This window comes from Pseudomonas gingeri (assembly GCF_013385425.1).
In the GTDB taxonomy this organism is placed as follows: Bacteria; Pseudomonadota; Gammaproteobacteria; order Pseudomonadales; family Pseudomonadaceae; genus Aquipseudomonas; species Aquipseudomonas gingeri_D.
On sequence record NZ_JACAQA010000041.1, the window covers coordinates 96,440 to 121,125 of the forward strand.

21 protein-coding genes are annotated in these 24,686 nt (G+C 63.8%); 2 read left to right on the forward strand and 19 right to left on the reverse strand.

Features of this window, described 5'->3' with window-relative positions:
- Together HX830_RS30355 and HX830_RS30360 are read right to left on the reverse strand one after the other, a co-directional pair.
- Positions 1 to 2,367: a penicillin acylase family protein gene (locus tag HX830_RS30355; RefSeq protein ID WP_177104386.1), complete on the reverse strand. Its 2,367-nt coding sequence runs from the start codon at positions 2,365 to 2,367 to the stop codon at positions 1 to 3.
- Positions 2,368 to 2,473: 106 nt separating this feature from the next.
- Complete coding sequence (locus HX830_RS30360; RefSeq protein WP_256350840.1) at positions 2,474 to 3,049, reverse strand: DUF6436 domain-containing protein; 576 nt, start codon at positions 3,047 to 3,049, stop codon at positions 2,474 to 2,476.
- Positions 3,050 to 3,159: 110 nt separating this feature from the next.
- On the opposite strand from HX830_RS30360, the gene HX830_RS30365 reads away from it, so the two are divergent.
- Positions 3,160 to 4,104, forward strand: coding sequence for an alpha/beta hydrolase (locus HX830_RS30365; RefSeq protein WP_177104390.1), 945 nt, complete (start codon positions 3,160 to 3,162; stop codon positions 4,102 to 4,104).
- A 14-nt stretch (positions 4,105 to 4,118) separates the two neighbouring features.
- Positions 4,119 to 4,547 carry an acyl-CoA thioesterase gene (locus HX830_RS30370; RefSeq protein WP_177104392.1) on the forward strand — a complete coding sequence of 143 codons (429 nt, stop codon included), beginning with the start codon at positions 4,119 to 4,121 and terminating at the stop codon, positions 4,545 to 4,547.
- Here the strand turns inward: HX830_RS30370 and HX830_RS30375 are convergent.
- The 17 genes from HX830_RS30375 to fdhD form a co-directional block, all read right to left on the reverse strand.
- Positions 4,532 to 5,188, reverse strand: coding sequence for a response regulator transcription factor (locus HX830_RS30375; RefSeq protein WP_152741662.1), 657 nt, complete (start codon positions 5,186 to 5,188; stop codon positions 4,532 to 4,534). The two genes, HX830_RS30370 and HX830_RS30375, sit on opposite strands and share 16 nt — an antisense overlap.
- A 94-nt stretch (positions 5,189 to 5,282) precedes the next feature.
- A complete protein-coding gene (locus HX830_RS30380) occupies positions 5,283 to 6,332 on the reverse strand; it encodes a protein-glutamate methylesterase/protein-glutamine glutaminase (protein ID WP_152741661.1) in 1,050 nt (349 codons plus the stop codon).
- Positions 6,329 to 6,820 carry a chemotaxis protein CheD gene (locus HX830_RS30385; protein WP_177104395.1) on the reverse strand — a complete coding sequence of 164 codons (492 nt, stop codon included), beginning with the start codon at positions 6,818 to 6,820 and terminating at the stop codon, positions 6,329 to 6,331. Before HX830_RS30385 ends, HX830_RS30380 begins: the two co-directional genes overlap by 4 nt.
- Entirely contained in the window at positions 6,817 to 7,629 is an 813-nt protein-coding gene (locus tag HX830_RS30390) for a CheR family methyltransferase (RefSeq protein WP_177104397.1), read from the reverse strand. The genes HX830_RS30385 and HX830_RS30390 overlap by 4 nt, the downstream gene beginning before the upstream one ends.
- Complete coding sequence (locus HX830_RS30395) at positions 7,629 to 8,156, reverse strand: chemotaxis protein CheW (RefSeq protein WP_177104399.1); 528 nt, start codon at positions 8,154 to 8,156, stop codon at positions 7,629 to 7,631. The genes HX830_RS30390 and HX830_RS30395 overlap by 1 nt, the downstream gene beginning before the upstream one ends.
- 10 nt (positions 8,157 to 8,166) lie before the next feature.
- Entirely contained in the window at positions 8,167 to 9,801 is a 1,635-nt protein-coding gene (locus tag HX830_RS30400) for a methyl-accepting chemotaxis protein (RefSeq protein WP_177104401.1), read from the reverse strand.
- A 2-nt stretch (positions 9,802 to 9,803) separates the two neighbouring features.
- The gene (locus HX830_RS30405; RefSeq protein WP_177104403.1) at positions 9,804 to 11,831 is read right to left on the reverse strand and encodes a chemotaxis protein CheA; all 2,028 of its coding nucleotides are present in this window, start codon (positions 11,829 to 11,831) and stop codon (positions 9,804 to 9,806) included.
- A gap of 3 nt (positions 11,832 to 11,834) precedes the next feature.
- On the reverse strand, positions 11,835 to 12,152 hold the full coding sequence (locus HX830_RS30410) for an STAS domain-containing protein (protein WP_152741655.1): 318 nt from the start codon (positions 12,150 to 12,152) through the stop codon (positions 11,835 to 11,837).
- A gap of 7 nt (positions 12,153 to 12,159) precedes the next feature.
- Positions 12,160 to 12,525 (reverse strand): response regulator, encoded by a 366-nt coding sequence (locus tag HX830_RS30415; protein WP_100944043.1) that lies wholly within the window; start codon positions 12,523 to 12,525, stop codon positions 12,160 to 12,162.
- A 34-nt stretch (positions 12,526 to 12,559) separates the two neighbouring features.
- The gene (locus tag HX830_RS30420; RefSeq protein ID WP_371317557.1) at positions 12,560 to 13,666 is read right to left on the reverse strand and encodes a methyl-accepting chemotaxis protein; all 1,107 of its coding nucleotides are present in this window, start codon (positions 13,664 to 13,666) and stop codon (positions 12,560 to 12,562) included.
- Positions 13,667 to 14,166: 500 nt separating this feature from the next.
- Positions 14,167 to 15,069: a hypothetical protein gene (locus tag HX830_RS30425; protein WP_177104407.1), complete on the reverse strand. Its 903-nt coding sequence runs from the start codon at positions 15,067 to 15,069 to the stop codon at positions 14,167 to 14,169.
- 184 nt (positions 15,070 to 15,253) lie between these two features.
- Complete coding sequence (locus HX830_RS30430) at positions 15,254 to 15,718, reverse strand: glycine zipper domain-containing protein (RefSeq protein WP_177104409.1); 465 nt, start codon at positions 15,716 to 15,718, stop codon at positions 15,254 to 15,256.
- A gap of 207 nt (positions 15,719 to 15,925) precedes the next feature.
- Entirely contained in the window at positions 15,926 to 17,008 is a 1,083-nt protein-coding gene (locus tag HX830_RS30435; protein ID WP_177104411.1) for an NAD(P)/FAD-dependent oxidoreductase, read from the reverse strand.
- Positions 17,009 to 19,033, reverse strand: a complete 2,025-nt coding sequence (locus HX830_RS30440) for a LodA/GoxA family CTQ-dependent oxidase (RefSeq protein WP_177104413.1) — start codon at positions 19,031 to 19,033, stop codon at positions 17,009 to 17,011.
- Positions 19,034 to 19,255: 222 nt separating this feature from the next.
- Positions 19,256 to 21,208: an ATP-binding protein gene (locus HX830_RS30445; protein WP_177104489.1), complete on the reverse strand. Its 1,953-nt coding sequence runs from the start codon at positions 21,206 to 21,208 to the stop codon at positions 19,256 to 19,258.
- Between the two features lie 201 nt (positions 21,209 to 21,409).
- Entirely contained in the window at positions 21,410 to 23,758 is a 2,349-nt protein-coding gene (locus HX830_RS30450) for an FdhF/YdeP family oxidoreductase (protein ID WP_177104423.1), read from the reverse strand.
- Positions 23,755 to 24,594 carry a formate dehydrogenase accessory sulfurtransferase FdhD gene (fdhD, locus tag HX830_RS30455; RefSeq protein WP_177104425.1) on the reverse strand — a complete coding sequence of 280 codons (840 nt, stop codon included), beginning with the start codon at positions 24,592 to 24,594 and terminating at the stop codon, positions 23,755 to 23,757. Before fdhD ends, HX830_RS30450 begins: the two co-directional genes overlap by 4 nt.
- Between the last annotated feature and the right edge of the window lie 92 nt (positions 24,595 to 24,686).

Below are 24,686 nucleotides of genomic sequence, written 5' to 3' on the forward strand. Positions count from 1 at the left end.
TCACTTCCCGGGCAGCAGCTTCAGCACACTGCGGGTATTGGCCGAAACCTCCACCTCATCCAACCGTACCTGCTCATACCCGCCTTCGATATAGGTCTCGGCCTGGTCGTCGTAATACTTGTCGAACAACACGCCGCTTTGTCCCACCGGGTTGATGGTCAGGCTGTGCTCCGGATCGGCGAAGTCGATAAGACGGCGGGTCGAAGGCCCGTTGCTCACCGCCCAGGGCGCCGGGCCGATCTTCGCCGACAGGTTGTTCGGCACTTCGTGGCTGCCCGGCGCATCGAAGGGGCCGACATTGAACAAGCGGTCCAACGGCTTCTGCCGGCCCAGCGGATGCTCGTGGGTCAGGGTATGGGCCTTGCCCCAGACCCAACTGGCCGGGTCGTCGCCATAGAGCCCCTTGAGGTGGGCGATGCTCGCCTGCCAAGCGGTCTTGACCGTCTCGGCGCGGCCCTTGCCCCACCACGGCGAGTGCTCGTCGGCGGCCAGGCGTGGCAGGGCGGCGTCGACCACGCGAGTGCTCAGCAGCGCCTTGAAATAGTCGTCGCCCAGCTTGTCGTGCATCGCGGTATAGGTCAGGTCATAGAGGAACTGGTTGAACAGCGTGGCGCTGGTGGAACTCATCGGGTAGTCACCCTTCCACTGTGCCAACTGCTCCACCAGCTTCAGCTCCAGCGGGTCTTGCACCACTTCGCGCAACACCGGCAGCAGCGGCTTGAGCAGGCGCGGGCCGTAATCGGTGGTGGTGCCCAGTTGCAGCTTCTGGCTGTTTTCCAAACTCCAGCGCACGCTGCTGTCGCTCAGTTGCCGATTCAACTGTTGGCCGCGATCGGGCAGGTTGTAGTAACCGGGAATCTCCATGCCGGTGGGGGATACCGGCTGGGCGTTGGCCGAGACGATATAGCCGCGTGCCGGGTTCTCTTCCTGGGGGTTGGCGCTGAACGGGTAGAAGCCGTCCTTGTCGGCATCGCTGGTGCTGCCGTCGAGGATAAAGCCCGGGTTGACCCCGGCCTGGCGCTTGGGCAGCAGCGCCGCCGCCCACCAGCCGATATCGCCCTTGGCATTGGCCCAGACCACGTTGAGGCCCGGGGCCTGGATTTTCGACGAGGCCGTGCGAGCCTTCTCCAGGGTGTCGGCGCGGTTGAGTTCGTAGAAGGCGTCGAGGATCGGGTCCGGGGTCTCGAGAAAGGCCCACCACATGGCGATCGGCTTGGTCCCACCGTTGGCGCCCACGGCGTCATTGACGATCGGACCGTGGGGCGAGCGACGCAGGGTAACGGTGACCGGCGCCTCGCCCTTGACGGCGATCTGCTGCTGGGTGCTGGTCATCTCGACCCATTGGCCGTGGTACCAGACCTGGTTGGGGTTGTCCGGATTGACCTTCTCGGCGACCAGATCGAGGTCGTCGTTCTGGAACATGGTCAGGCTCCAGCCGAACGCCTGGTTATTGCCCAGGAAGGCGAAGGGCACCAGCGCCTGGTGATAGCCGTACAGTTCGAAGTTCGGCGCCGAGAGGTGCGCCTCGTACCAGACCGAGGGCGTCGAAAAGTGGATATGCGGGTCGCCCGCCAGCAGCGGTTTGCCGCTCTTGGTCCGGCTGCCGGACACCACCCAGGCATTACTGCCTTCGAACTGCGGCAGGCCGGCGTGTTCCAGGGCCTGGTCGCTCAGTTGGGCGAGGGCGCCGAGGCTCTTCCAGTCGGCATCCGCCAAGGGCGCCGGGGTGCCGAATGCGCCCTGGGGGCGCCATTGCAGGTCGAAGACCTTCAGGTAATCGGCGCCGAGTTTGTCGCGCACGTAGGTCAGCAGCGGCTCGGTACGAAAGGCGGCGGCGAAGCTGTAGGCCAGGTAGCCGGCGATGCTGATGGTGTCTTCGGCGGTGAACGGCCGCTTGTCGATGCCCAGCAGGTCGAACTCCACGGGTCTGGCGTGGCTCGCCTGATACTGGTTGATGCCGTCCAGATAGGCTTGCAGGGCCTTCCAGCTGGGGGACTGTTTGTCGAGCTGGGCGACGTACTGGTCGGCTCGTTCGCGGATGCGCAGGCCACGGAACAGCTTGTCGGTGTCCACCAGTTTGGGCCCGAGCACCTCTGCCAGTTCGCCGCGGGCCAGGCGGCGCATGATTTCCATCTGGAACAGCCGGTCCTGGGCTTGCACGTAACCCAGGGCGCGATAGAGATCGGCGTCGTTTTCGGCACGGATATGCGGCACGCCACGGTCGTCGTAGCGCACCGTGACCGGCCCTTGCAGGTTCTGCAGCGTGACCTGGCCCTGACGCATCGGCTGCTTGCTCTGGACGTACCACAGGCCACCCCCGGCAATGGCGGCGATCAGGACGGCGAGAACGGTCAGGCTGCGTTTCATGCATGAATCCTTGTGGCTACCGGGACTGGGCCGGGAAGGTTTAGCACAGGAGAGTATGGGGATGCATCGGCCGAATGGGCGATTACTGTAAAAAGTCCGGTTCGCCCTACGGGGACGACAGCCACGGGCAATAGCAGCCCACCGCCATGTTGTGGGTGGCATTCACCGCGCGTCCTTCGCTCAGCGCCTGGAGGATCGGCTCGATAAAGCTGTTGCTGGAATTACAAGTGGCGCCCTGGCTGTAGGGGCCAAAGTAAGCCAGCTTGCCGTCGCGGTCCCAGATCGCCACCGCCGGGCTGACCGTCAGGTGCTCGGCCTCCGGCAAGCCGGGCAGCGCCTTGATCGCACTCAAGGTGGCCGGCAACTGACCGTGGGTCCCGGGTTTCTGCACCGAGTAGAACTGCACCCCCAGCGGTCCGAACCGTTCGATCAACTCCCCCAGGTGCTGCTGGTTGCCGACATTGCACGGGCAGGCCGGGTCCCAGAAGTGTACCAGGCGGATCGGCCCCGGCCCGGCCAACTCAGCCGGCAGGCTCAGGCTGTCGCCGGCGAACAGCGCGGTCTGCTCGCTGAAGGCGCGGATATAACGATCCTGGAACCAGTCATAGGCGAACCACAGCCCCATCGCGCAGATCAAGGCGAGCAACCCGGCGAGTAATGTATCGTGACGTATCTGGGGCATGACGATTGTGTCCTCGAAGGTCGCGTAGCTTGCCATGCCTGTCCTGACAGATGAATATCGCAGGTCTGTAAAACGCCCTTGGCGTTGCCGTGCCTTTATCTGGAAAGCCTATGTCCGCCACCTTTGCCGCCGATTCCCTGCGTTCCAGCCTGCGACCCCTGGCCGCGGAGCAGCCGTTGTCGGAGGAGGCACGAGCCTACCAGCGTTTCTATGGCCTCGACTTGCCCCAGCGCAAGTCGCCTGTCGTGCGTCGCCTGGGCCGCTTCAGCAGCGGCACTTTCGAGCTGGCGAGCCAGCTCTGGCTGCCACCCGATCCGCTGGCCACGCTATTCCTGTTCCACGGCTTCTACGATCATATGGGCCTGTTCCGCCATGTCGTGGACTGGGCGCTGGACCAGGGCTTCGCGGTGATTGCCTGCGACCTGCCGGGGCACGGCCTGTCCAGCGGCGAGCGGGCCAGCATCGATGACTTCGGCCAGTACCAGCAGGCGTTGCAAGGCCTGTTCAACGAGGCCCGCACCCTCGGCTTGCCGCAACCCTGGCACCTGTTCGGCCAGAGCACCGGCGGCGCGATTATCATTGACCACCTGCTCAAACACGGCAGCGACAGCCCGGCCCAGGGCCAGACGGTCCTGCTTTCGCCGCTGGTGCGGCCACGGGCCTGGGGCTGGTCGAAGTTCAGTTATTACCTGCTCAAGCCTTTCGTCAAAGGCATCGCCCGGCGTTTCAGCGAGAACACCAATGACCCGGCGTTCATGCCGTTCCTCCAGGCCGACCCCTTGCAGCCGCAGCGCCTGCCGACCGCCTGGGTCGGTGCCCTGGCCCGCTGGATCCCCGGTATCGAGTCCGCGGTGAAAAGCCCGCGCCGACCCCTGATCGTACAAGGCGAGGCCGACATGACCGTCGACTGGACGCATAACCTCGACGTGCTGCGCAGTAAGTTCGACCATCCCGAAGTGCTGATGCTGCCCGGCGCCCGGCACCACCTGGCCAATGAAATCCCGGCCTATCGCGAACGCTATTTCCGCTTTATCAGCGAGCACCTGCAGCCATGACCCAAGAGTCCGCCATGACCGACCGCCTGCCGCAACGCGCCGACTATCGCCACTTCCAGCCGATCATCACGCGCTGGCACGACAACGATGTCTACGGTCACGTGAACAACGTCACCTACTACAGCTTTTTCGACACGGCGGTGAACACCTACCTGATCGAAGAGGGTGGCCTGGATATCCATGATGGCGAAGTCGTTGGTTTCGTGGTCAGTTCGGCCTGCGATTATTTCGCCTCGATCGCCTTCCCCGAGCGCATCGAGATCGGCCTGCGGGTCGGCAAGCTGGGCAACAGCTCGGTGCAATACGAACTGGCGGTGTTCAAGGCCGGTGAAGACGACGCCTGCGCGGCCGGACGCTTTGTCCATGTGTTCGTCGATCGCGTCTCGAACCAGCCGGTGAGCATCCCTGCTGTCTTGCGCGAGGCCCTTCAGTCGTTGAGCTGAATGATCCCTTCACGCACCGCGAACAGCACCAGTCCGGCAATATCGTGAATCCGCAGCCGGTGCATGATCTGCGAGCGGTGCGCCTCCACGGTCTTGACGCTCAGGCCAAGCCCCACCGCGATGGAGCGGGTGGTCTCGCCCCGGGCGATCAGCCTGAGGATTTCCAGTTGCCGCGCCGTCAGCGCGACCTGGCTGGCCTTGATCGGCTGGCTGTGGGTCTGGCGCACCGCCTGGTCGACCACCAGCGGCACCACCGCCGAGGACAGGTACTGGCCTCCGTGGCGCAAGGCCTTTAGCGCCAGCTCCAGTTCCAGCACCGTGGCGTTTTTCAGCAGGTAGCCGTGGGCGCCGAGTTGCAGGCACTTCATCACGAAGTGGCTGTCGGTGTGCATCGACAGCATCAGCACCTTGCTGCGCGGCGCGCGCAACGACAGCTCCTTGAGCGCCGCCACGCTGTTCATCCGCTCCATGGACATGTCCAACAACACGATATCCGGCTTGAGCCGTGAGGCCAGCTCGATCGCCGCCTGGCCATCGCCTGCTTCGCCGACGATTTCGTACTCTTGTTGTTTTTCCAGCAGTGCCTTCATACCCGCGCGAAACAGCGGGTAGTCGTCGGCAAGCAGTATTCGACAAAGCATAAGCTCAAGCCCAATGACGCAAAAGGAAGGGCGCAGTCGCCGCGGCGGGCTGCGGTGTTTATGTCGGGTTCAAGGGCCGGATACCTTGTTCTGTTCAGTCGTGGCGGGCGCTGTCACCGAACTGCTGGATCATTTTCGGCAGCTTCGCCAGGGGCTCGACCCACTGTGCCGCACCCAGGCGGATGGCCTCTTTCGGCATCCCGAAAACCACGCAACTGGCTTCGTCCTGGGCCACCGTACAGGCGCCGTTTTCACGCATGGCCAACAGCCCGCGCGCGCCGTCGTCGCCCATGCCGGTCATGATAATGCCCAAGGTGTTGGCGCCCGCCTGTCTGGCCACTGAACGAAACAATACATCCACCGACGGCTTGTGCCGGTTGACCGGCGGCCCGTCGAGTACCTCGACCTGATAGTGCGCGCCGCTGCGTTTGAGCTGCATGTGCAGGCCGCCCGGTGCCAGCAACGCCAGCCCGCTGTGGACGCGGTCCAGGTGCCTGGCCTCGCGTACTTCTATCTGGCAGAGCTTGTCCAGGCGCCTGGCAAAATCGGCGGTGAACTTCTCCGGCATGTGTTGAACGATGACAATCCCCGGGCAGTCACGTGGCAATTGCCGCAGGATGAATTCCAGGGCCTGGGTGCCGCCGGTGGAACAGCCCAGGGCGACCACCCGGTCGGTGGTCCTGAGCGAGCTGATCGTGGCTGTGACGACGGATTCTGCGGCAGGCACGCTGTGGCGAAGGGCCACTGGTCGCGTCCGGGCGCTTTCCTCGACCTTGCGGATCAGCTCTCCGGACAGTTGCTCCAGGCTTTGCTTGAGCCCCAGCCGGGCCTTGGTGAACACCCCGACCGCGCCGGCGGCCAGGGCTTCGACACCGACCGCCGAACCTTGCTCGGTGAGGGTCGAGCAGATCAGGGTCGGCGTCGGTCGTTCGGCCATGATCTGGCGCAGGAAGGTCAGGCCGTCCATGCGCGGCATTTCGATGTCGAGGATCAGCACGTCCGGCCAGTCGCGGCGCATCTTGTCGATGGCATACAGTGGGTCGGCGGCCTGGCCGATCACCTGGATATTCGGGTGGCTGTCCAGGCACTGGGTCAGGACCTGGCGTACCAGGGCCGAGTCGTCGACGATAAAGACCCGGATCATCGTGGACGCATCCCCAGGCGCATGGGTTGCACGCTGTTGCGCTGGCACTCGATTCGACCGCTGGCGCCGTCGATGCGCAGGCGCCGGTAGTGCTGGCCGTTGAGGTCGCAGTGGTCCACGGGCCAGTTGCGCAGGCTGAACTGTTCCCGGGCGAAGGCGCTGTTATTGTGTCCGACCCGCTGCGCCGATGGGCCGTCGGCGCGGACCAGGCTGCCGCCGCCGAAAATGCTTTTGCGGTATTCGTGGGGATGGGTGCCGTGGCGGCGCATGTCGGCCAGCATGCGCTGGAACACCCCTTCGCCATAGCGGGTGTCGAGGGCGTTGCGTGCGCTCGGATCGTTGGGCAGCAGATAGTGCGACACCGCCAGCAGTCGCCAGCGGGGATGCCAGAGCACGATCGACACGCAACTGCCGAGCAGGGTGGTGACACTGCCTTGATGGCGACCGAAGAAATAGTCGCCAGGGCGCAGGAACAGCGGCGGATTCATAAGCGTTCGTAGACCGAGGGATTGAGCAGTCGCACCGGCACGTCGAAGCCGTGGATGCTTTCCGCATGACCGATGAACAGCAGCCCGCCCGAACGCAACTGGCTGACCAGGCGTTGCACGATGCGCTGTTTCTCGTCGTTGTTGAAATAGATCAGGACATTGCGCAGGAAAATCACATCGAATCGCCCCAGGCCATCGGGCAGCGGCTGGACGATATTGATCTCGCGCAGGCTGACCCGCTCGCGCAGCGCGGCCTGGACCCGGAAGCGTCCGCTCATCTCGCCGATGCCGCTGAGGCAGTGGCGATGCAGCCAGCCCTGGGGGAAGTTCTTCGCCTGGGCCATGTCGTAGATGCCGTCTCCGGCCTTCTCGAGCATGCTCTGGCTCAGGTCGCTGGCGAGGATCGACCAGTCACCGCCGCGCAGATGCTCCTGGACGACCATGGCCAGGCTATAGGGTTCTTCGCCGGACGAGCAGGCCGCGCTCCAGAGCTTCAGCGGGCCGCGCTGACGACCGAGCCACTGGCCGAGGTAGTCGAAGTGCGCCGGCTCACGGAAGAAGTAGGTTTCGTTGGTGGTCAGCAGATCCACCACCAGCCGCCGTTCCTTGAGATGTGTCTGCTGTTCGAGCAGGCGCAGGTAGTCGCTGTAGCTGTCGAGCCGGTAGTGGCGCAGGCGCTTCATCAGGCGCCCGGCCACCAGCGGCCGTTTGTTCGGTGCAAGGATGATCCCCGAGGCCTCGGCCATGAGCTTTTGCAGGCTACGGAATTCGCTGTCGCCGAGGCTGGGCAGCGTGGGCTGGGTCGACATCAGTTGCCCTGGGCCACGGCCAGGCTGAGCTGGCGGATATCGTCCAGGGACAGGACCTGGGGAATATTCAGGATGATGGTGAAGCCCTGTTCGTGGCGAGCCATGCCGGCGATAAAGTCGGTGCGGATCCCGGAACCGAATGGCGGCGCCTGGACCACCTGGTGTGGGTCGATATCCAGCACCGCGTCCACCGCATCCACCACCAGGCCGATGCGCTGGGCGCTGCCGTCGAGCTGCGGCTCGATGATCACGATGCAGGTGCGTTTGCCGGCGGCGGTCAGCTCGAAGCCGAAGCGCGCCGCCAGGTCGAGCACCGGCACCACGTTGCCGCGCAGGTTGATCACTCCGTGGATAAACGTCGGCATCATCGGCACGGCAGTGACGTCGCCGTACTCGATGATCTCGCGCACGCCGTCGATCGGCACCGCATAGGCGGCCTGGCGTACCCGGAACGACAGGTGCTGGATGCTCGGTGCCGGCGGCACTTCGTGCAGGGCCTGGAGCCCGTGGCGCAGATTGGCAGTCATGATCCGGCCCTCAAGTGAAACTGACGAACTGGCCTTCGTCCACCGGCGCGCGGCCTTTGAAGCCGTCCCGGGGCCCGCTGGTGTAGCTGTCGAAGCTGCGGGGTTGCGGTTTGTACGCGGGCGCCGCTTCACCGTCGAAACGGAAGAAGCCGATCAGCTCCTGCAACTGCCCGGCCTGGGCATTCATTTCCTCGGCAGTGGCCGCCAGTTCCTCGGAGGCCGAGGCGTTCTGCTGGGTGATCTGGTTCATCTGGCCCATGGCGATATTGATCTGCCCGGCGGCGCCACTCTGTTCCAGGGAGGCGGCGGTGATTTCCTGGACCAGATCCGAGGTCTTCTGGATATTCGGCACGATTTCATTGAGCAACTGACCGGCCTGTTCGGCCAGGCGCACGCTGCTGGAGGCCACTTGGCCGATTTCCTGGGCCGCGACCTGGCTGCGTTCGGCCAGCTTGCGCACTTCGGCGGCGACCACCGCGAAGCCCTTGCCATGGTCGCCGGCGCGGGCGGCCTCGATGGCGGCGTTAAGGGCCAGCAGGTTGGTCTGATAGGCGATGTCGTCGATGATGCTGATCTTGTCGGCGATCTGTTTCATCGCCAGCACCGTGTCGCTCACCGCGCCGCCACCCTGCACGGCGTCATTGGCGGCCTTGCCGGCAATGCCGTCGGTGATCTTCGCGCTTTCGGTGTTCTGGGCGATGGAGGCGGACATCTGCTCCACCGAGGCGCTGGTCTGTTCGACGCTGGCGGCCTGTTCGTTGGCTGCCTGGCTCAACGACTGCGAGGTCGAGCTGACCTGCTCGGAGGCCGACGACAGCGAGTCGGCGGCGCTGCGCACGTCACCGAGGATGCTGCGCAGGCGCAAGGTCATGTTCTGCATGGCGGTCAGCAGCTGGCCGGTCTCATCCTTGCCGGAGGTCGGCAAGTCCTGACCCAGGTCGCCGGCGGCCATGCGGTTGGCGGCTTCCACGGCACCGTTGAGCGGACGGGTGATGCTGCGGGTCACCAGCACGCCGACCAGAATGCCGAGCAGGGTGGCGGCGATGATCAGGGCGATCATCTGGGTCTGGGAGCGGGTGGCGATATCGTTGATCTGCTGGTTGGCCTCGGCGGCGCGGTCCTGTTTGCCGCGGGTGACCTGGCCCATCAGTTTGTCCACCACGTCGCCGCTGACCACGGCCTTGGGCAGCAATTCGGTGACGTCGCTGGTTTCCTGCAACAGCCCGGATTGCTGGTGGGTGGCGAGCACCTGCTGGACCAGGTTCTCGTAGTCCTTGAGCGGTGCGTCCAGTTGATCGAGCTGGGCCAGGCCGTCCTTGGTGATAAAGGATTTACGCGCCTCGGCGATCAGCTTGCGGGTCTGCTCCATGGCGGCGCGCGCCTGGCCAGCGGATTGTTCGCGCCCGGCCTGGCTGGTGGCGAGCAGGGTGTGGCGCATGGCGCGGCCGACGACGATCAGCTGGATATTGGCCTCCTGCATCAGGCTCATGCCGGTGACATCGAGGTCGTACATGCGGTCCGAAAGGCTGTTGACCTGGGACAGGTTGCGAATGCCGATCACCCCGATGCTCGCGGTCAGCACCACCACCAGCAGGAACCCCGCGGTCAGGCGGATGCCTATCTTCATGTTCCTGATGAATTGCATGATCAATCTCCTGAAAGGCTGGACAAGGGGGTGTGGAGCGAAGCCGGCGACGCGGGCTCGGCGGCGCTCTGCAAATGGCGGAACAGGCTGGCGATATCGAGGATCAGCGCGACCTGGCCGGAGCCGAGGATGGTCGAGCCGCTGATGCCGCGCAGGTGCTGGAACATCTGGCCGAGGGGCTTGATCACGGTCTGCAGTTCGCCGAGCAAATGATCGACGATCAGGCCGGCCTGCTGGCGGCCCTGGCTGACCACGACTATGTTGCGCCGGCGCGCGCGGCTCGGGCTCAGGCCGAAATGGCTGTCCAGTGCGATGCACGGCAGTGGCTTGCCGCGCAGGTTGAGGTAGCCCTGGCCGAGTTGGCCAGGGCTGGCCTCCATGCATTCGGTGACCATGTCCAGGGGGATGACAAAACTGTCCTGGCCGACACTGACCTGGAAACCGTCGATGATCGCCAGGGTCAGTGGCAGGCGGATACGGAAGGTGCAGCCCTGGCCGGCCAGGGAGTCGATCTCGATGACCCCGCGTAACTGGTCGATGGCGCTGCGCACCACGTCCATGCCGACGCCGCGTCCGGAGAGGTTGGAAACCTGCTCGGCGGTGGAAAACCCGGCCTCGAAGATCAGCCCGTGGATGTCCGCATCGGCCAGTTGCGCATCCGGATCCACCAGGCCCTTGTCGATGGCTTTTTCGAGAATGCGCGCGGTGTTCAGGCCACGGCCGTCGTCCTGTACTTCCAGCACGATCATGCCGGAGTCGTGGTAGGCGTTGAGGCTCAGGTTACCCTCGGCGGGCTTGCCCACGGCCAGGCGCTCGGCGGCGGACTCAATGCCGTGGTCGATGGCATTGCGCACCAGGTGGGTCAGCGGGTCGGCGATCTTGTCGATCACCGATTTATCCAGTTCGGTTTCGCCACCGCGCAGGCTCAGCTGAATCTGCTTGCCCAGCTCCTGGCTGACATCGCGGACCACCCGGTGGAAACGGTTGAAGGTTTCGCCGACTTCCACCATGCGCAGTTTCAAGGCGGTTTCGCGGATCTGTTCGACGTGCTGGTGCACCGCCTGGATGCTTTCCAGGCAGCCGCTGTCGCCGTTGCGCCGGGCGTGCATCTGGGCCCCGGCGGTGCTGATCACCAACTCGCCGACCAGGTTGATCAACTCGTCGAGCTTGTGCGCGGCAACCTTGACCAGGCTGGTGTCCTGCGGCCGGCGGTCGCGGCTGACCGGGGTTCTTTCCGGCGCCGGCTCGAGCATTGCCTGGGCCCCCAGCAGCGCTTCCGCCGCCGGTACCGGCAGACGATCTTCCGGGACCAGGCGCAGGGTGCAGAAGTCCTGGATAAACTCGAACACGTCTTCGATTTCGCCCTGGCTGGCGGCGCTGCGCAGGCTGAACTCAAAGCCCAGGTGGCAGGTTTCCGGGTTGAGCTGTTCCAGTGCCGGGAGGGCTTTGCTGACGGTCTCCAGCCGGCTGATTTCACCCAGGCGCTTGAGGTAGCGCAGGAACGCCGCCGGGTCGAAGCCGTTGCGAAACAGCTCCTCGGAAAAACGGATCGAGACCTGCCAATTGACGAGCGCTGCCTCGGCGGCCGGCGCGGTAGCGGTCTCAGGTTCCGAGGCCTGTTCAGCGACATGGCCCTGGGCTTCGAACAGCGCGGCGAGCAAGGGCGCCTGGCGGGCTTCGTCGGCGTCCAGCAGGCCGCTGTCGGGGTCGACCCGCTGGATCATCGCGCTCAGTTCGTCCATGCAGTTGAGCATCAACGAGGTCAGCGCCGGAGTGAGCACGCGCTGGCCGTCGCGCACCGACATCAGCAGACTTTCCAGATGGTGGGTGAGGTTGACCAGCGGCGTCAGCGAGAAGATCCCGGCGGAGCCCTTGAGGGTATGCACGGCGCGGAACAACTGGTTGACCGCGTCCTGGTCGGCGGGGCTGGCCTCCAGGCGCAGCAGGCTGTCCTCGGCCTCCTTGAGCAGGTCGCGGCCTTCACTGAGAAAGCCCAGCAGGAGCTGGTTCCATTGTTCGCCACTGAGCATCGGTCAATCCTCGTTCGGGGCGGCGGGGTACAGCGATTCCAGGTTCAGCAGGGTCAGCAGTTCATGCACCGGGGGCGAGACCCGCGACACGGTGGTCGGCTGGTCGATGGACGACAAGGCCCGCTGGATCGCCAGGAGCAATTGCGCGCCGGCGCTGTCGAGTTCGTTCAGGCCACCCAGGTCCAGTTGCCAGGGCCCCGCCGGCAGCGGCAGCAGGCCGAGCAACTGGTCGCGGGCCATGCTGACCTCGTACAGGGTCAGGTCGCCCTTCAGGTGCAGTTGTGCGGGGGTGTCATCCCTGGCGGGGGTCAGTGAAAACATGGCGTGGTCATCCCAGCAATTTTTCCACGGCCGCCAGCAATTGCTGGGGCTGGAACGGTTTGACGATCCAGGCCCTGGCACCGGCGGCCTGGCCTTCGGCTTTCTTCGATTGCTCGCTTTCGGTGGTGAGCATGATGATCGGCGTGAAGCGGTATTCGTTGCGTGCCTTGACCTCTTTCACCAGGCCGATGCCATCGAGGTTGGGCATGTTCACGTCGCTGATGATCAGGTTGATTTTCTGGCCGTTGAGCTTGGTCAAGGCATCGCGGCCGTCGCAGGCCTCGATGACCTGGTGACCGGCAGCGGTCAGGCTCATCTTCACCAGTTGGCGCATGGACAGGGAGTCGTCGACGATCAGGATGGTCTTGGCCATGTTCATCACTCTTGCAAAGGAGAAAGCGGGAAAACTAGAAAAAGGTCACTTCGCTGGCGACGCTCATGTGCGTCTGGCCTTGGCGTTCTTCATCGGTGGTGAAGCGTTGGCGCTGGCGTTCGAGCCAGGCCGCCGGATCCTTGAGGCTGTTGTCCTGGCGGGCAATGGCGTCGATCAGGTTCGCGAGATCGATCTGCACGTGATCGAGCATCTGGTCGGTGCGATCCTGGAACTGCAGGTTGACCATGATTGCCTGGATGTCGGCCTGGGTCGCGCGGGCATCCTGTTGCAGGGCGCGGGAGGCGCCGGTCAGTTCGTCTAGGTTGTCCCCCAGGCGGGTCATGACCTGGGTCACCGAGCGGTTGAGGAAGTCCAGGTTGGCCTGTTCGCTGGTGCCCAGCTCCGCGGCCTCGGCGATGGTGGTCTCGATCGCCAGGTTGATTTCGCCGACCTTGGCGTCCATGCCCTGGCCGGTTTCGGCGGACAGGGTGGAGAGTTTGCGCACTTCGTCGGCGACCACCGAAAAGCCCCGGCCGTATTCGCCGGCGCGGGCCGCTTCGATGGCGGCGTTGAGGGCGAGCAGGTTGGTCTGGCTGGCGATTTCCTGGACCCGTTTGGCCATGTGCTGCAACTGGCTGGCGTAGCCGCCCAGGTGGCTGATGGTGTCCAGCAGATCGTGCTGGCGCTGGCTGCTGGCTTCGAAGGATTGCGTCACTTCATGCAGGCGCTGGTTGGCGTCGCGCAGGCTTTCGCCGACGCCACCGCTGCCGAGGATGCTTTCGGAGTTATGCAGGCCGCCTTCGAGGCGGGTGGCGATGCTGGCAAAGCGCTGGAACAGCTCGCTGATATTGGCTTGCAACAGGTCGCGGCTCTGGCCTATGCCGGCGCTCCAGCTCGGGGCGACTACCGGCAGAAGTTTATGCAGGTCGAGATCGGTTTCGTCGGTATCGGGTACTGGCGTAAGGGCGGGGAGGGCTGCGGTTGTCGAAAGCTGTGTGGCACGCAGGGTGATGGACGCCACCGCGACGATGACCAGGCCAGCGCCGATGAGCAGGGACTGATTGAAGAACAACCCGATAGTACTTAGCCCGATGCCTAGCCAGACTCCAAAATAGATCCGCATCTCCTGCTTCCATTGCATAGCTCAAGGACGGCGGATCATATCGGTAGCATATTGATATCAATATCGGGATAACCCTTAATCCGAAGGGGCGAAAGGCCCTGTTTTCGGGGACGTGGCTGGGGTTTGAAACGGTCTGTCGGGTTAGGTATTTGAACCATCATTCAACAACGACGCCGGCTGCTGAGGAAATGGTGCAAAGGCTCTAATCGGCGGCTTCTAGGAATTAGGCTTAAGGTTTGGTAACAGAAAAGATGTAATGGAATGTAACTCCTTCAAGCACACCACCGACCCTGTAGGAGCCTGGCTTGCCAGCGATGAGGCCCGTAAGACTTGCAGCGAATTTGCGAACGCCTTCGCTGGCAAGCCAGGCTCCTACAGGATTGCGTGTTGTCAGGCGGCTTAGGTGGCCGCCTTATAACGCGTGTTGTCAGTGCACAAACAACGCAATCAGGATGATGACCGGGATCGGCACGCCTAGAAAAAACAGCAGTAATGAGCGCATTTTTGTTCTCCTTGGGTTAACTCAGCGTCGTTGTGTGGGCTGGGTAGTCGGTGCTTTCGACAAAGTGCACACCATCGCGCCGGCGTCCGCCGAAGGTGGCGGCCAGGCTGGCGAAGAAGGCGCCGATCAGCAGGGCGATAAAGAGCCACAGGGTCGACCAGGCGGCCACTTTCGCGGCGCTGTCGGCCGCCTGCTTGGCCTTGTTGGTGGCGGCGTCGACGTCCTGGCGGGCTTCGCCGTAGACCTGGTCGACCCGCTGTTCCGCCTGGGTGCGCGAGAGGTCGGTGCGCTGGGTCACCAGTTGCGCCAGGTAGGCATGGTCTTCGACGCTCAATGGGCCAACACTCAGGTTGCGGGCAAGGATGCGTGTGGCCACGCCATGGGCGGCGTCTTCACTGACGGCCACGGGGCGATCATCACGAAACAGCTTGTCGATGTAGTAGTCGCTGCTGTCCGTCACCGTGTTCAGCAGGGCGCTGCTGCTGGCCGTTGCCGCCCCGGCCTTGATCCCGCCGCCCATCAGGCCGCTGACGGAGCCGGCGACCAGGGTGACTGTCACCAGGGTCGCGACGGCCCAGGCGAGCAGGCCGTGGGCGGTATCGCGGAAATAGACTTCGTCGTCATGCAGGTTGGCCCATTTCACCCGCAGTCGACCGGCGAGGTAACCGCCCATGCCGGAGGCGAGGATCTGGGTCACGGCCAGCCAGATAATCGCCGACACGCCGAGGCCCTTGGCACCGAGGCCTTCGCCGGCCCAGGGCGACATCGTCGAGAAGCCCAGCCCGGCACCGAGCATGAGCAGCAGCAGGGAGAGTGCCGCCGCTGCGGCGGCGCCCGCGAAGATCGCCGCCCAGGACACCCCTGAGTAAGTCGACGCATCGTGGCGTATGGCAGATGGGTATTGAGTGTGCTCGATCATTGTTGTTCTGCTCCATGAATGAAAGACGTACAGCCTTCATGCAGAACAGAGCAGAGCGCATGCCAACCCGTTTTATTGCTGAATTATCAGCGTTATCAACGGGTTGGTTTTTTGAGAGGGTCTGAAGCCCATGCAAACTGCATGATCGGACCCTGGGTGACGGGCTTTATGCATTGGCGGGCGATCAGTCATCCCAATGTCGGCGATGCTTGCGATGGCCATAACCGTGGCCGCGATGTTCGCCATGGTAGTCACGGCGGTCGCCACGGTAATGGCGCCCTTCACGGTCGCTGGAGTTGCCCATGTAGTTGCCCAGGGCGCCACCCGCGCCACCACCGGCCGCCGCGCCGAGCAGGGCGCCGTTGGTGCCCCCCATGCTGCGGCCGACCACGTTGCCGCCGGCCGCGCCCAAGGCGCCACCAATGGCGGCTTCGCCACGGCTGTGCCTGTTCGCGCCAACCGCGCTGCCGCCTGCGCCACCCAGGGCGGCACCGATGGTCGAGCCGGTGTTGCCGCCCAGCGACTGACCGACGGCCGAACCGAGTACCCCGCCCAATGCGCCACCGATACCGGCTTCGGCGGTACCACCGGCTGAGGCGAAGCCACTGGCCAGGCTCAGGGACAACAAGAGAATCGACGAGAACTTCATGTGAGAGGAGCCTCCAAGGGATGACGGCGCGATCCTGAGGCTTGTGTAGGAATAGTTACAATTGAAATCCGACGAATAACATGGGTTGTATACAAAATCATAACTTACTGTTTTTACTGGGGAACTTAGTCGATTTTAGTCAGTCTCACGTCGCTTGAACTCGCCTGTTTTGCACGTCCTGCGCCGCTGAAAAGAGCTTTTCCGGACCTAGCGCCGGTTCCAGAAAATTGATTCGCTCCAGCGTTTTTCCATCCCATAGAACTGTTGCCGGTTGCCCAGGTAAGCGGCGTAGATCCGTGTCAGCAGATCGGCATAACCGGGCAATGCCTCGGGGTCGCCTTGCAGCGCGGCATGCACGGCCTGGGCGCAGTGTTGGCCGCAGTAAAGGGCGGTGGCGATGCCTTGCGAGGACAACGGATCGAAGGACAAGGCCGCATCCCCGACTGCCGCCCAGCGTTCACCGTGGAACAGCGAAAGCCGCCCGCTGCTGGCGTCCATGCCGTGGACCGAGGTGCCGGGGCGGTAGCCGTGGGTTTGGCACAGTCCCCATAGCAGGCGAGTCTGTGCCAACTGCTGCCACAGACCTTCGCTGCTCAGCAGTTGCTGGCGATCCAGCAGGTCGAGATCGCTGAGGTAGGTCACCAGCCGTTCCCCCGACGGCAGCAGCACGCTGTACCACCAACCTTGCTCGACCGCCTCGACCAGGGTCCGACCGTCCTGGTCGCTGCCTTGTGAACTGTGCAGCAACAGATAGAACGCCACCAGTCGATCATCCGTCAGGCGTTGCGCGCCCTGCTGGCGTGCGAATACGGCCGGGCGGCCGCCGGCGTCGATCAGCCAGCGGCTGTGGGCCAGGTGTTCGTGGCCGTCGCGGCTCAGTTGCAGCTGGAAACCGTCTTCGGCGGCGCTCTGGCTCAGTCGTGTGGAGGCGTGCACCGATACCCCGGCTTGTCGCGCCGCCGCACGCAGTTGCTGGTCGAAAGCCGCACGGTCCAGTTGATAGCCCTGGCCGTGGGTGTGAAAGATGAAGTCATCCGCGTGTGGCTCGTCCGAGCCCCACACGGAGACATTGCCGTAGCTGGTGCGATGCCTGGCGTCGAGGAAGCCCTCGAGCACTCCCAGATCACTGAGCAGCGAGCACGCCGAAGGCGGAAAACCTTCGCCCACCCGAAAGCGCCCGGCGGGCGCCGAGTCGGCCAGCAGCACCCGCCAGCCCAGGCGAGCGAGGGTAATCGCGGTCGCCGAGCCGGCCGGGCCGCCACCGATAATGGCGACGTCGTAGTGCTCCATCTAGACCGGACGGCTTCCGGGTTTGATGGCGCGAGGGGCCTGCAACGCTTCTTCCGGGCTGCTGAAGTTGGCGCCTTTGGGCGGACGTGGGCCCGCGCTCGACGGACTGCCCGCCGCGGCGAAATCGGCGGCCAATTGCGGGCTGGCAAAGGTCTGCGCCTGGGTGATGGCCGGCCCATAGCTGGCGACCATCATCGTGTCGGGATACACCGGGTTACCGGGGATCCCCTGGCGCACTTCCAGCAAACCCATGGAGCCGAAGATATCGACCATGGTCTGCATCTGGACGGCGGTCGGGGTCTTTTTCGGATAGTTGATGTCCAGCGGTGCGTTCCAGTTGCTGCGATCGGCAAAGGCGTCGCGACGTTGCTCCGGTGCCACCGAGGGATCGATGACCAGGGCGTAATCGGCATCGCTGAGGACCTGGTTGGGTACGCGGGCCGGCCAGAAGGTCGAGGTGAACGGGTTGTAGGCCTGGTCGTAGCCGCCACGGCAATATGCGGTGTCGGCCTGCCAGGGCAGCCCCATCCAGCGGTTCAGGTCGCCGGGGGCTTGTCCGTAAAGCGGACCGCCGACGGCCAGCGCCTGGGTCTGGTCCAGGGTCGCCCCGTAGTCGGGCTGCGGGTTGCCCGCCGCGCGTTGGCGGATGCGCCAGGGCTTGGCGTACAGCGGCAGGTGGCGCATCGGCCAGGTCAGTTCGCAGCCAGGGTGGAAGGCATCGGCCAGGCAGAAGTCGAGGGCCGCGCGGTCGAGCATCGCCGGCTGTTCGGCCAGGGGCACCGAGTCGAGGTGACCCGGCGGCGGCTCGCGGGTCCAGTCGGCTTCGAAGGTCCCGGCGGCCCAGCTGGAGAGGACCAGGTACTGGGTCTGGGTAATCGCCGAATTCTGCCGTGGGCTCTGGTTGGGCACCGAACTCATGAAGTCGCCATAGATCCATGGCCAGGGCAGAACGTTGCCATCGGTCGGTTCGGGCTGGCGGAAACTGTTGAAGATCTGCCGGCGGGTTTCGGCGAAGAGGTCATAGTTACCCGGTGCCGGTTTGCTCGCCAGCTGGGCGATAAAGGCCGGGTCTTCGAAGTTGTAGCGGCCGTGGTGGCCGAACTGGGTGGCAAAGCCCTGGTTGACCCATTGCAGGCCCGACAGGCGTTGCAGGATCGGATAGACGTCATGGCGGAACGACACCGAGGTGTTCGGCGTCAGCCAGCCGGCCTGGATAAACAGGTCGTAGGTCAGGTCATACAGGGTGCGCACGGCCTTGACCTGCGGCGCGTAGTTCGGTGGTGCGGTGACGACCCAGGCCGACTCCACCGGGATCGAGCGCCCGCCGATGCTGACCTGGGCGCTGACCGGGCCATCGGAGGTGTCGTCGAACCAGCCGTCGGCGTTGATGAAGCTGTTGCCGTCGGCGGGATTGAAGATCGGCGTGCCGGCGGGCGAGGCCGAGACACCGCGCCCGCCGAGGAACAGCAGCCGACCCTGGGCATCGGTGCGCAGTTCGCCGAGGTTGACCGGGGTGTCTTCGTACTGCCCGTTGAATTCGACACCGCTCTGGTTCGGCCCGCTGATGCTTTGCAGGCCGCCGTCGATGGTCAGGGCCGCGCGGGCCTTGGGGTCGGTGATCTTCGCGTTGCGCAGGGGCAGCACCACGGTGGCGGCTTCGGGGATGTCCATCGCCAGTTGCCACTGGTACCACTGCGCCTTGCTGTTGGCGACATGGGCCGACCAGACGATATCGGCGTTTTCCACGGTCAGCTCGGCGACCACTTCTCCGGCCAGGTTGTAGCCATACAGCCGGAACTCGGCGGCCTGGCGCTTCAGCGCCCCCTGGGCATCGCGGTAGAAGCCCAGGGGCTCGGGTCGCGGTGAGGTCACCAGGGGGCCGACAAAGTATTCCGCCTCGCTGTTGCCGACCCGCGCCACGCCGATGGCGGGGTGGATCGCGGCGCTGACGATGCGATTGTCTTTGCTGGGGGAGGAAGGGGTGTCGCCGTGGTAGTGCGTGGTATGACCGGGCGTGATAGACATAAATGCGCTCCGCAATCCGTGCTGGGAGGACGGGCCCGACGGGCGGGCAGGGTCCCTGGGCGGGTGCCGGACATCACATTCGCAGCACCGTCCGCAGACTCTAGTAAAGGGCCCGCGGTTTGTCGAATGGCCTTTTGCTATTGCCCAGGCGGCTATCCGACGCCCTGGTTATAGAGCGCCTCGCGGGGTGTCGATCAGCTCGCCTTGGCCATGATCGGCCTATTACTGTCGAGGCGAGGGGATAGGAGATATTCCTTGTTCCGCAAGCCACAGGCGGCCGGCCTCGGTTGTTCGATAGGCCTGTTGCGGGTGATTGACCACTTCGGGATGTAGGTATTCCAGAAAGCCTTCTTTGTCGCGCAGTGGGTTGATATGCCCAGTCTTCAGCGGCCCCATCTGCCTGTGTAATTGCCTGGCCAGCTGTTCGGCGCTGTGTGGCCGGATTGAGCAAAGCCAGAGGATTAAAGGCCACAGCTTTTCCTTGCGCGCTTTGGATGAGAGCGTCTTGATCGCGACCAGCAGTGTAGGGGGGAACTCGCTTGTATTCGGGGTGAGGTCACTCGTATTTGGGATCAGGTCACTCGTATTTGGGGCCAGGTCACTCGTATTTGGGACCTTAGTGGCGTCGGTTGTGACTATCGAGGTGGTTTGTCGTGCGTCGAAAGATGGAGGTGCGGGCAATTCGGCGAGTTGGTAATAGGTTGAGGGACCACCACCGCCTTTTACCAGCAGGCCGCGATCATGATGCAGCCTGCGCAACACTTGGCTGGCCGCCAGCGTGTCGAGTCCACTGATATCACGCAGGGCCGCATTATCAACCGCGCCGGTTTCCGACGCTAAAATCAGGGCCTTGGCCTCATCATCAGTCAGGTGCAGGTGGTTGAATTGCTGAAGCCAGCGTAACTGTTCCTCACCCAGCAATTGGTGGAGCAGGTAGTGAGCGGTGAACTGGTTTTCCAGTTGATGGCTGCTGAACACCGGGGCTGTCAATCCCAACTCCTGAAGCAAGCGGCGCATGGTGCGGATACCGGTGCCTTTGGTTTCGGCGAAATCCAAGTCATAGAGCACACTGGCAATGACCGGATTGCGCAATAGCGAGCCCATTTCTCCGAGCATCGTCGTGGGTTTGAGTGAGTAGCCCGCGTTGCGGATTTCCAGTCGGTTGCTGTAACGCACCACGAGTGTTGGTTGGTTGATCTGATAGTCCCTGTGCATGAGCGCATTCACAACCGCCTCGCGAATCACTTTCTGAGGCAACAGCGGTTGATCGGAACGTTGTGTTTCTCCCTCACGCAAACGAAAGTGCCGGGGTATGTCATCAAGAATCGTGGCCTCCAGTCGTGCTATCAGTCGAATCAATGGTTCGCGGAAATCCAGGGTGGTCGCAAAACGTTGTGTCGGATCTTGCACCCATTGCACACCCTGGATTCGCACATAATCCACGCGCACGGCTGGCAATAGACGACGAAGAGCCAGAGACTTGCCTAGCAATAGAAGTCCTGCAACGTTAGGGCGTAGGCGCCCGTTGGTTTCCTTGACGAGATTGAGTGCGCGCAGCATTTCCTCGTCGTTAGCCAGCAACTCCTCTGCCTGCGGACGCACCCTTGCGCGTAGCTGGCGATACAGAGAAATGGTGCCAGAATCCAGGTCCTCCCACTCGGCATCCGGGAGAACGACCTGCTCGAAACTCAGTCCTGACTTAGCCAGTAACAGAGGCTCAAGCTCTTGCTGGGAACATTCGTAATCACCATTGAGACCGCGTCGCCAGACGCCAGTCTTACGTTTGTTTTTGCTGTCGAATTTACCCTTGAACACACAAGGCTTTGCCGCTGCGTCCAGCTCGGGTACATAAACGGCGATGATCCGTTTGTCTTCCAGCACTACGGCTTCGCATTGCACCGGAATGGGCGTTTCGAATTGCTCACGGCAATTGACCTGAATGTCATTCAGCAGCTTGTCGATGTCTGTTACGCCATCGAGCCAGAACTTATCGTGAAACTCGTCCGGCTCGCACACGCCCAGCAGTAGATACCCGCCACCCAACCCTGGTTCATTGGCGAAGGCACAGAGGGTCTGCATGATTGAGCTGCCAACTTGTCCGGCACGTTTCGCCTCGATGCGCGGGTGCTCATCGAGTAGACGAAGTTCATCAAAAAGAGACTCGACCGATTGCATCAGCACAGATCACCTCCACCCCGTGTACCCGCGCAGGTTGGCGGCGCTGAGGCATGGGCTTTGGGGCTGATCATTCACCAACAGGTTCAAAAGGTGGATGCAGAAAGAGCTCTTTTACTTGCCTGAATTTTCCTGGAAGTCCGCAGCCCGTTGCTTCTGCCATTTGGCAGGGCGCCGTTGCAGCGCCCCGCCATTCGCTGATCAGCTTGCTTTTGCCATGATCAGCCCGGTTTCGCTGGCCTGCTCCAGGACAATGGCGACGAACTTGGAGGTCGGGGTGTGGCTGCCGTCGCCGATGCTTTCCAGCGGCACCAGCGGGTTCACTTCCGGGTAGTAGGCGGCGGCCTGCCCGGCGGGGATGTCGAATGCCAGCAGGGTGAAGCCCTTGACCCGGCGCTCGCGGCCATCCTCCCAGAGCGAGACGATGTCGGCTTTCTGGCCGGGCTTGAAGCCCAGGCGGATGATGTCCGCCTCATTGACGAACAGCACGTCGCGCTGGCCCTTGACCCCACGGTAGCGGTCATCGAGGCCGTAGATGGTGGTGTTGTACTGATCGTGGGAACGCATCGATTGCATGATCAGATGCGGCACCTTGCCGGTGGCATGGATGCGCTCGTGGATCAGGTCGGCCGGCAGGATATTCGAGCGGAAGTTCGCCCGGCCCGACGGGGTGTGCCAGCGGCGCGTGCCAGCGGCGTTGCCCAGATGGAAACCTCCCGGGTGCGCGAGGCGCTGGTTGAAGTCCTTGAAGCCGGGAATGGTGTCGGCGATCAGGTCGCGGATGCGTCCGTAGTCGGCCACCAGCCAGTGCCAGTCCACCGGCTTGGTGCCCAGGGTCGCGGCGGCAATGCCGGCGATGATCGCCGGCTCCGAACGCATCTGCTTCGACAGTGGCTGCAACTGGCCATTGGAGGCGTGGACCATGCTGAACGAGTCTTCGACGGTGACGGCCTGCGGACCTTCGGTCTGGATGTCGATGTCGGTACGGCCCAGGCACGGCAGGATCAGCGCTTCCTTGCCGTGGGTCAGGTGGCTGCGGTTGAGCTTGGTGCTGATCTGCACGGTCAGGTCGCAGTTGCGCAGCGCTTCGAAGGTCCGTGGGCTGTCCGGGGTCGCCTGGGCAAAGTTGCCGCCCAGGCCGATAAACACCTTGGCCCGGCCGTCGAGCATGGCGTGGATGGCTTCGACCACGTTATGGCCGTTGCTGCGCGGTACCTTGAACTGGAAGCGTCGCTCCAGGGCGTCGAGGAACGCCACCGGTGGACGCTCGTTGATGCCCATGGTGCGGTCGCCCTGCACGTTGCTGTGGCCACGCACCGGGCACAGGCCCGCGCCCGGGCGGCCGATATTGCCGCGCAGCAGCATCAGGTTGGCGATTTCCTGGATGGTCGGCACGGAGTGCCGGTGCTGGGTGATGCCCATGGCCCAGCACATGATCACGTTCTTGCCTTTGACGTACATCCGCGCCGCTTGCTCGATCTCCACCAGGGGCAGGCCCGATTGCGAAACGATCTGCTCCCACGGGGTGTCATCGATGGCGGCCAGGTAGTCGAGGACATTGGCGGTGTGTTCGTTGAGGAAGTCGTGGTCGAACACCGACGGCTCATTCGCCGCCTGGGCCTCGCGCTCCCATTGCAGCAGGAACTTGGCCATGCCGCGCAGCACGGCCATGTCGCCGCCCAGGGCCGGGCGGAAATAGGCGGTATTGGTCGGCTTGTCGCCATTGGTGAGCATTTCCAGCGGGTGCTGCGGATGCTGGAAACGTTCCAGGCCGCGCTCCTTGAGCGGGTTGATGCAGACCACCTGGCCACCGCGCTTCACCGCTTCACGCAGCGGTTCGAGCATCCGTGGATGGTTGGTGCCGGGGTTCTGGCCCCAGACGAAAATCGCGTCGGCGTGTTCGAAGTCGTCGAAGGTCACGGTGCCCTTGCCGACCCCGACACTCTGGGCCAGGGCCACGCCGCTGGCCTCGTGGCACATGTTCGAGCAGTCGGGGAAGTTATTGGTGCCGAAGGCCCGCACGAACAGTTGATACAGGTACGCCGCTTCGTTGCTGGCGCGGCCCGAGGTGTAGAACTCGGCCTGGTCGGGGCTGGTCAGGTTGAGCAGGTGCTTGGCCACCTTGGCGTAGGCGGCTTCCCAACTGATGGGCTTGTAGCGGTCGGTGAGCGGGTCGTAGCTCATCGGTTCGGTCAGGCGGCCCTGGTATTCCAGCCAATAGTCGCTCTGGTCGAGCAGCGCAGTGACGCTGTGCTTGGCAAAGAATGCGGCGTCCACCTGCCGTTTGGTGGCTTCCCAGTTGACCGCCTTGGCGCCGTTCTCGCAGAACTTGACCATGCCGCTTTCCGGCGAGTCGCCCCAGGCGCAGCCCGGGCAGTCGAAGCCACCGTTCTGGTTGGTCTTGAGCATCATGCGCAGGTTCTTCAGCGCGTTGTCGCTGGTCAGCCAGGCCTGGGCCACGCTGATCAGCGCGCCCCAACCACCGGCCGCGCCCTTGTAGGGCTTGTAGCGCGGGGTGGGGGTCTGATCGGCTTGTTGATGATTGCTCACGCGGGTTTCTCCATCGCAGGGCTGTAGACCCGCGGCGCATTCTTTTGCGGCAGGTGGATGAGATTGAGGTTGTGCCGGCGCGCCCACTGCAGGGCCAGGCCGGTAGGCGACGACAGGCTGACCAGGGTTTGGATGCCGGCGCGCAGGACTTTCTGGATCAGTTCGAGGCTGCAACGGCTGGTGACAATGGCCAGGCCGCCAGCGGTCGGGATGTTTTGCCGGATCAGCGCGCCGATCAGCTTGTCCAGGGCGTTGTGTCGGCCGATGTCTTCACGGCCCAGCAGCAATTGGCCCTGGTCGTTCATGAACAGGGCGGCATGCACGGCCCCGGAATATTGCCCCAGGGGCTGGAAGGCGCCGATGCGTTGGCGCAGGCCGTCGAGCCAGGCGGCCGGCGGCAAAGGCGCGCCGGGCAGCATCTGGAGTTCGGGCAGTGCCTGTTCCAGCGCTTCCACGCCGCACAGGCCGCAGCCACTGGTGCCGGCCAGCTGGCGGCGTTGCTGCTTGAGGTTCCAGAACGCGCGACTGGCGATTTCCACCTGGGCGTACTGGGCCGAGCCGCTGCCGCTGAGTTTCAGGTCGTAGATTTCAGAGGCGTCGGCAATGATGCCGCTGCCGATGCTGAAGCCGACGATAAAGTCTTCGAGGTCCGTGGGGGTGACCAGCATGACCGCCTGGCTGATGCCGTTGTAGGCAATCGCCAGGGCCACTTCTTCGGCAAGGGCCGTCTCAGCGGTTTCGCTGCGATCGAGGTCGCTGTACTGGTAGCTCTGGCTGGCGGCGGGCACGGCTGTCGAGGCGGCAGGGAGCGCGCAGGTGGGATCCTTGGCGTTCATGGGGGCATTACCGGCGGAATATCCAGTGTCAAGATTAGGCGCGACAAAGGGTCGCGTCTAATCGCTAGTACTGATCTGCCGATAGAGCCCGT

Coding starts and splice junctions, on each gene's coding strand:
- HX830_RS30355 (WP_177104386.1), bottom strand. CDS start 2,367: ATGAAACGCAGCCTGACCGTTCTCGCCGTCCTGATCGCCGCCATTGCC.
- HX830_RS30360 (WP_256350840.1), bottom strand. CDS start 3,049: ATGCCCCAGATACGTCACGATACATTACTCGCCGGGTTGCTCGCCTTG.
- HX830_RS30365 (WP_177104390.1), top strand. CDS start 3,160: ATGTCCGCCACCTTTGCCGCCGATTCCCTGCGTTCCAGCCTGCGACCC.
- HX830_RS30370 (WP_177104392.1), top strand. CDS start 4,119: ATGACCGACCGCCTGCCGCAACGCGCCGACTATCGCCACTTCCAGCCG.
- HX830_RS30375 (WP_152741662.1), bottom strand. CDS start 5,188: ATGCTTTGTCGAATACTGCTTGCCGACGACTACCCGCTGTTTCGCGCG.
- HX830_RS30380 (WP_152741661.1), bottom strand. CDS start 6,332: ATGATCCGGGTCTTTATCGTCGACGACTCGGCCCTGGTACGCCAGGTC.
- HX830_RS30385 (WP_177104395.1), bottom strand. CDS start 6,820: ATGAATCCGCCGCTGTTCCTGCGCCCTGGCGACTATTTCTTCGGTCGC.
- HX830_RS30390 (WP_177104397.1), bottom strand. CDS start 7,629: ATGTCGACCCAGCCCACGCTGCCCAGCCTCGGCGACAGCGAATTCCGT.
- HX830_RS30395 (WP_177104399.1), bottom strand. CDS start 8,156: ATGACTGCCAATCTGCGCCACGGGCTCCAGGCCCTGCACGAAGTGCCG.
- HX830_RS30400 (WP_177104401.1), bottom strand. CDS start 9,801: ATGCAATTCATCAGGAACATGAAGATAGGCATCCGCCTGACCGCGGGG.
- HX830_RS30405 (WP_177104403.1), bottom strand. CDS start 11,831: ATGCTCAGTGGCGAACAATGGAACCAGCTCCTGCTGGGCTTTCTCAGT.
- HX830_RS30410 (WP_152741655.1), bottom strand. CDS start 12,152: ATGTTTTCACTGACCCCCGCCAGGGATGACACCCCCGCACAACTGCAC.
- HX830_RS30415 (WP_100944043.1), bottom strand. CDS start 12,525: ATGGCCAAGACCATCCTGATCGTCGACGACTCCCTGTCCATGCGCCAA.
- HX830_RS30420 (WP_371317557.1), bottom strand. CDS start 13,666: ATGCAATGGAAGCAGGAGATGCGGATCTATTTTGGAGTCTGGCTAGGC.
- HX830_RS30425 (WP_177104407.1), bottom strand. CDS start 15,069: ATGATCGAGCACACTCAATACCCATCTGCCATACGCCACGATGCGTCG.
- HX830_RS30430 (WP_177104409.1), bottom strand. CDS start 15,718: ATGAAGTTCTCGTCGATTCTCTTGTTGTCCCTGAGCCTGGCCAGTGGC.
- HX830_RS30435 (WP_177104411.1), bottom strand. CDS start 17,008: ATGGAGCACTACGACGTCGCCATTATCGGTGGCGGCCCGGCCGGCTCG.
- HX830_RS30440 (WP_177104413.1), bottom strand. CDS start 19,033: ATGTCTATCACGCCCGGTCATACCACGCACTACCACGGCGACACCCCT.
- HX830_RS30445 (WP_177104489.1), bottom strand. CDS start 21,208: ATGCAATCGGTCGAGTCTCTTTTTGATGAACTTCGTCTACTCGATGAG.
- fdhD (WP_177104425.1), bottom strand. CDS start 24,594: ATGAACGCCAAGGATCCCACCTGCGCGCTCCCTGCCGCCTCGACAGCC.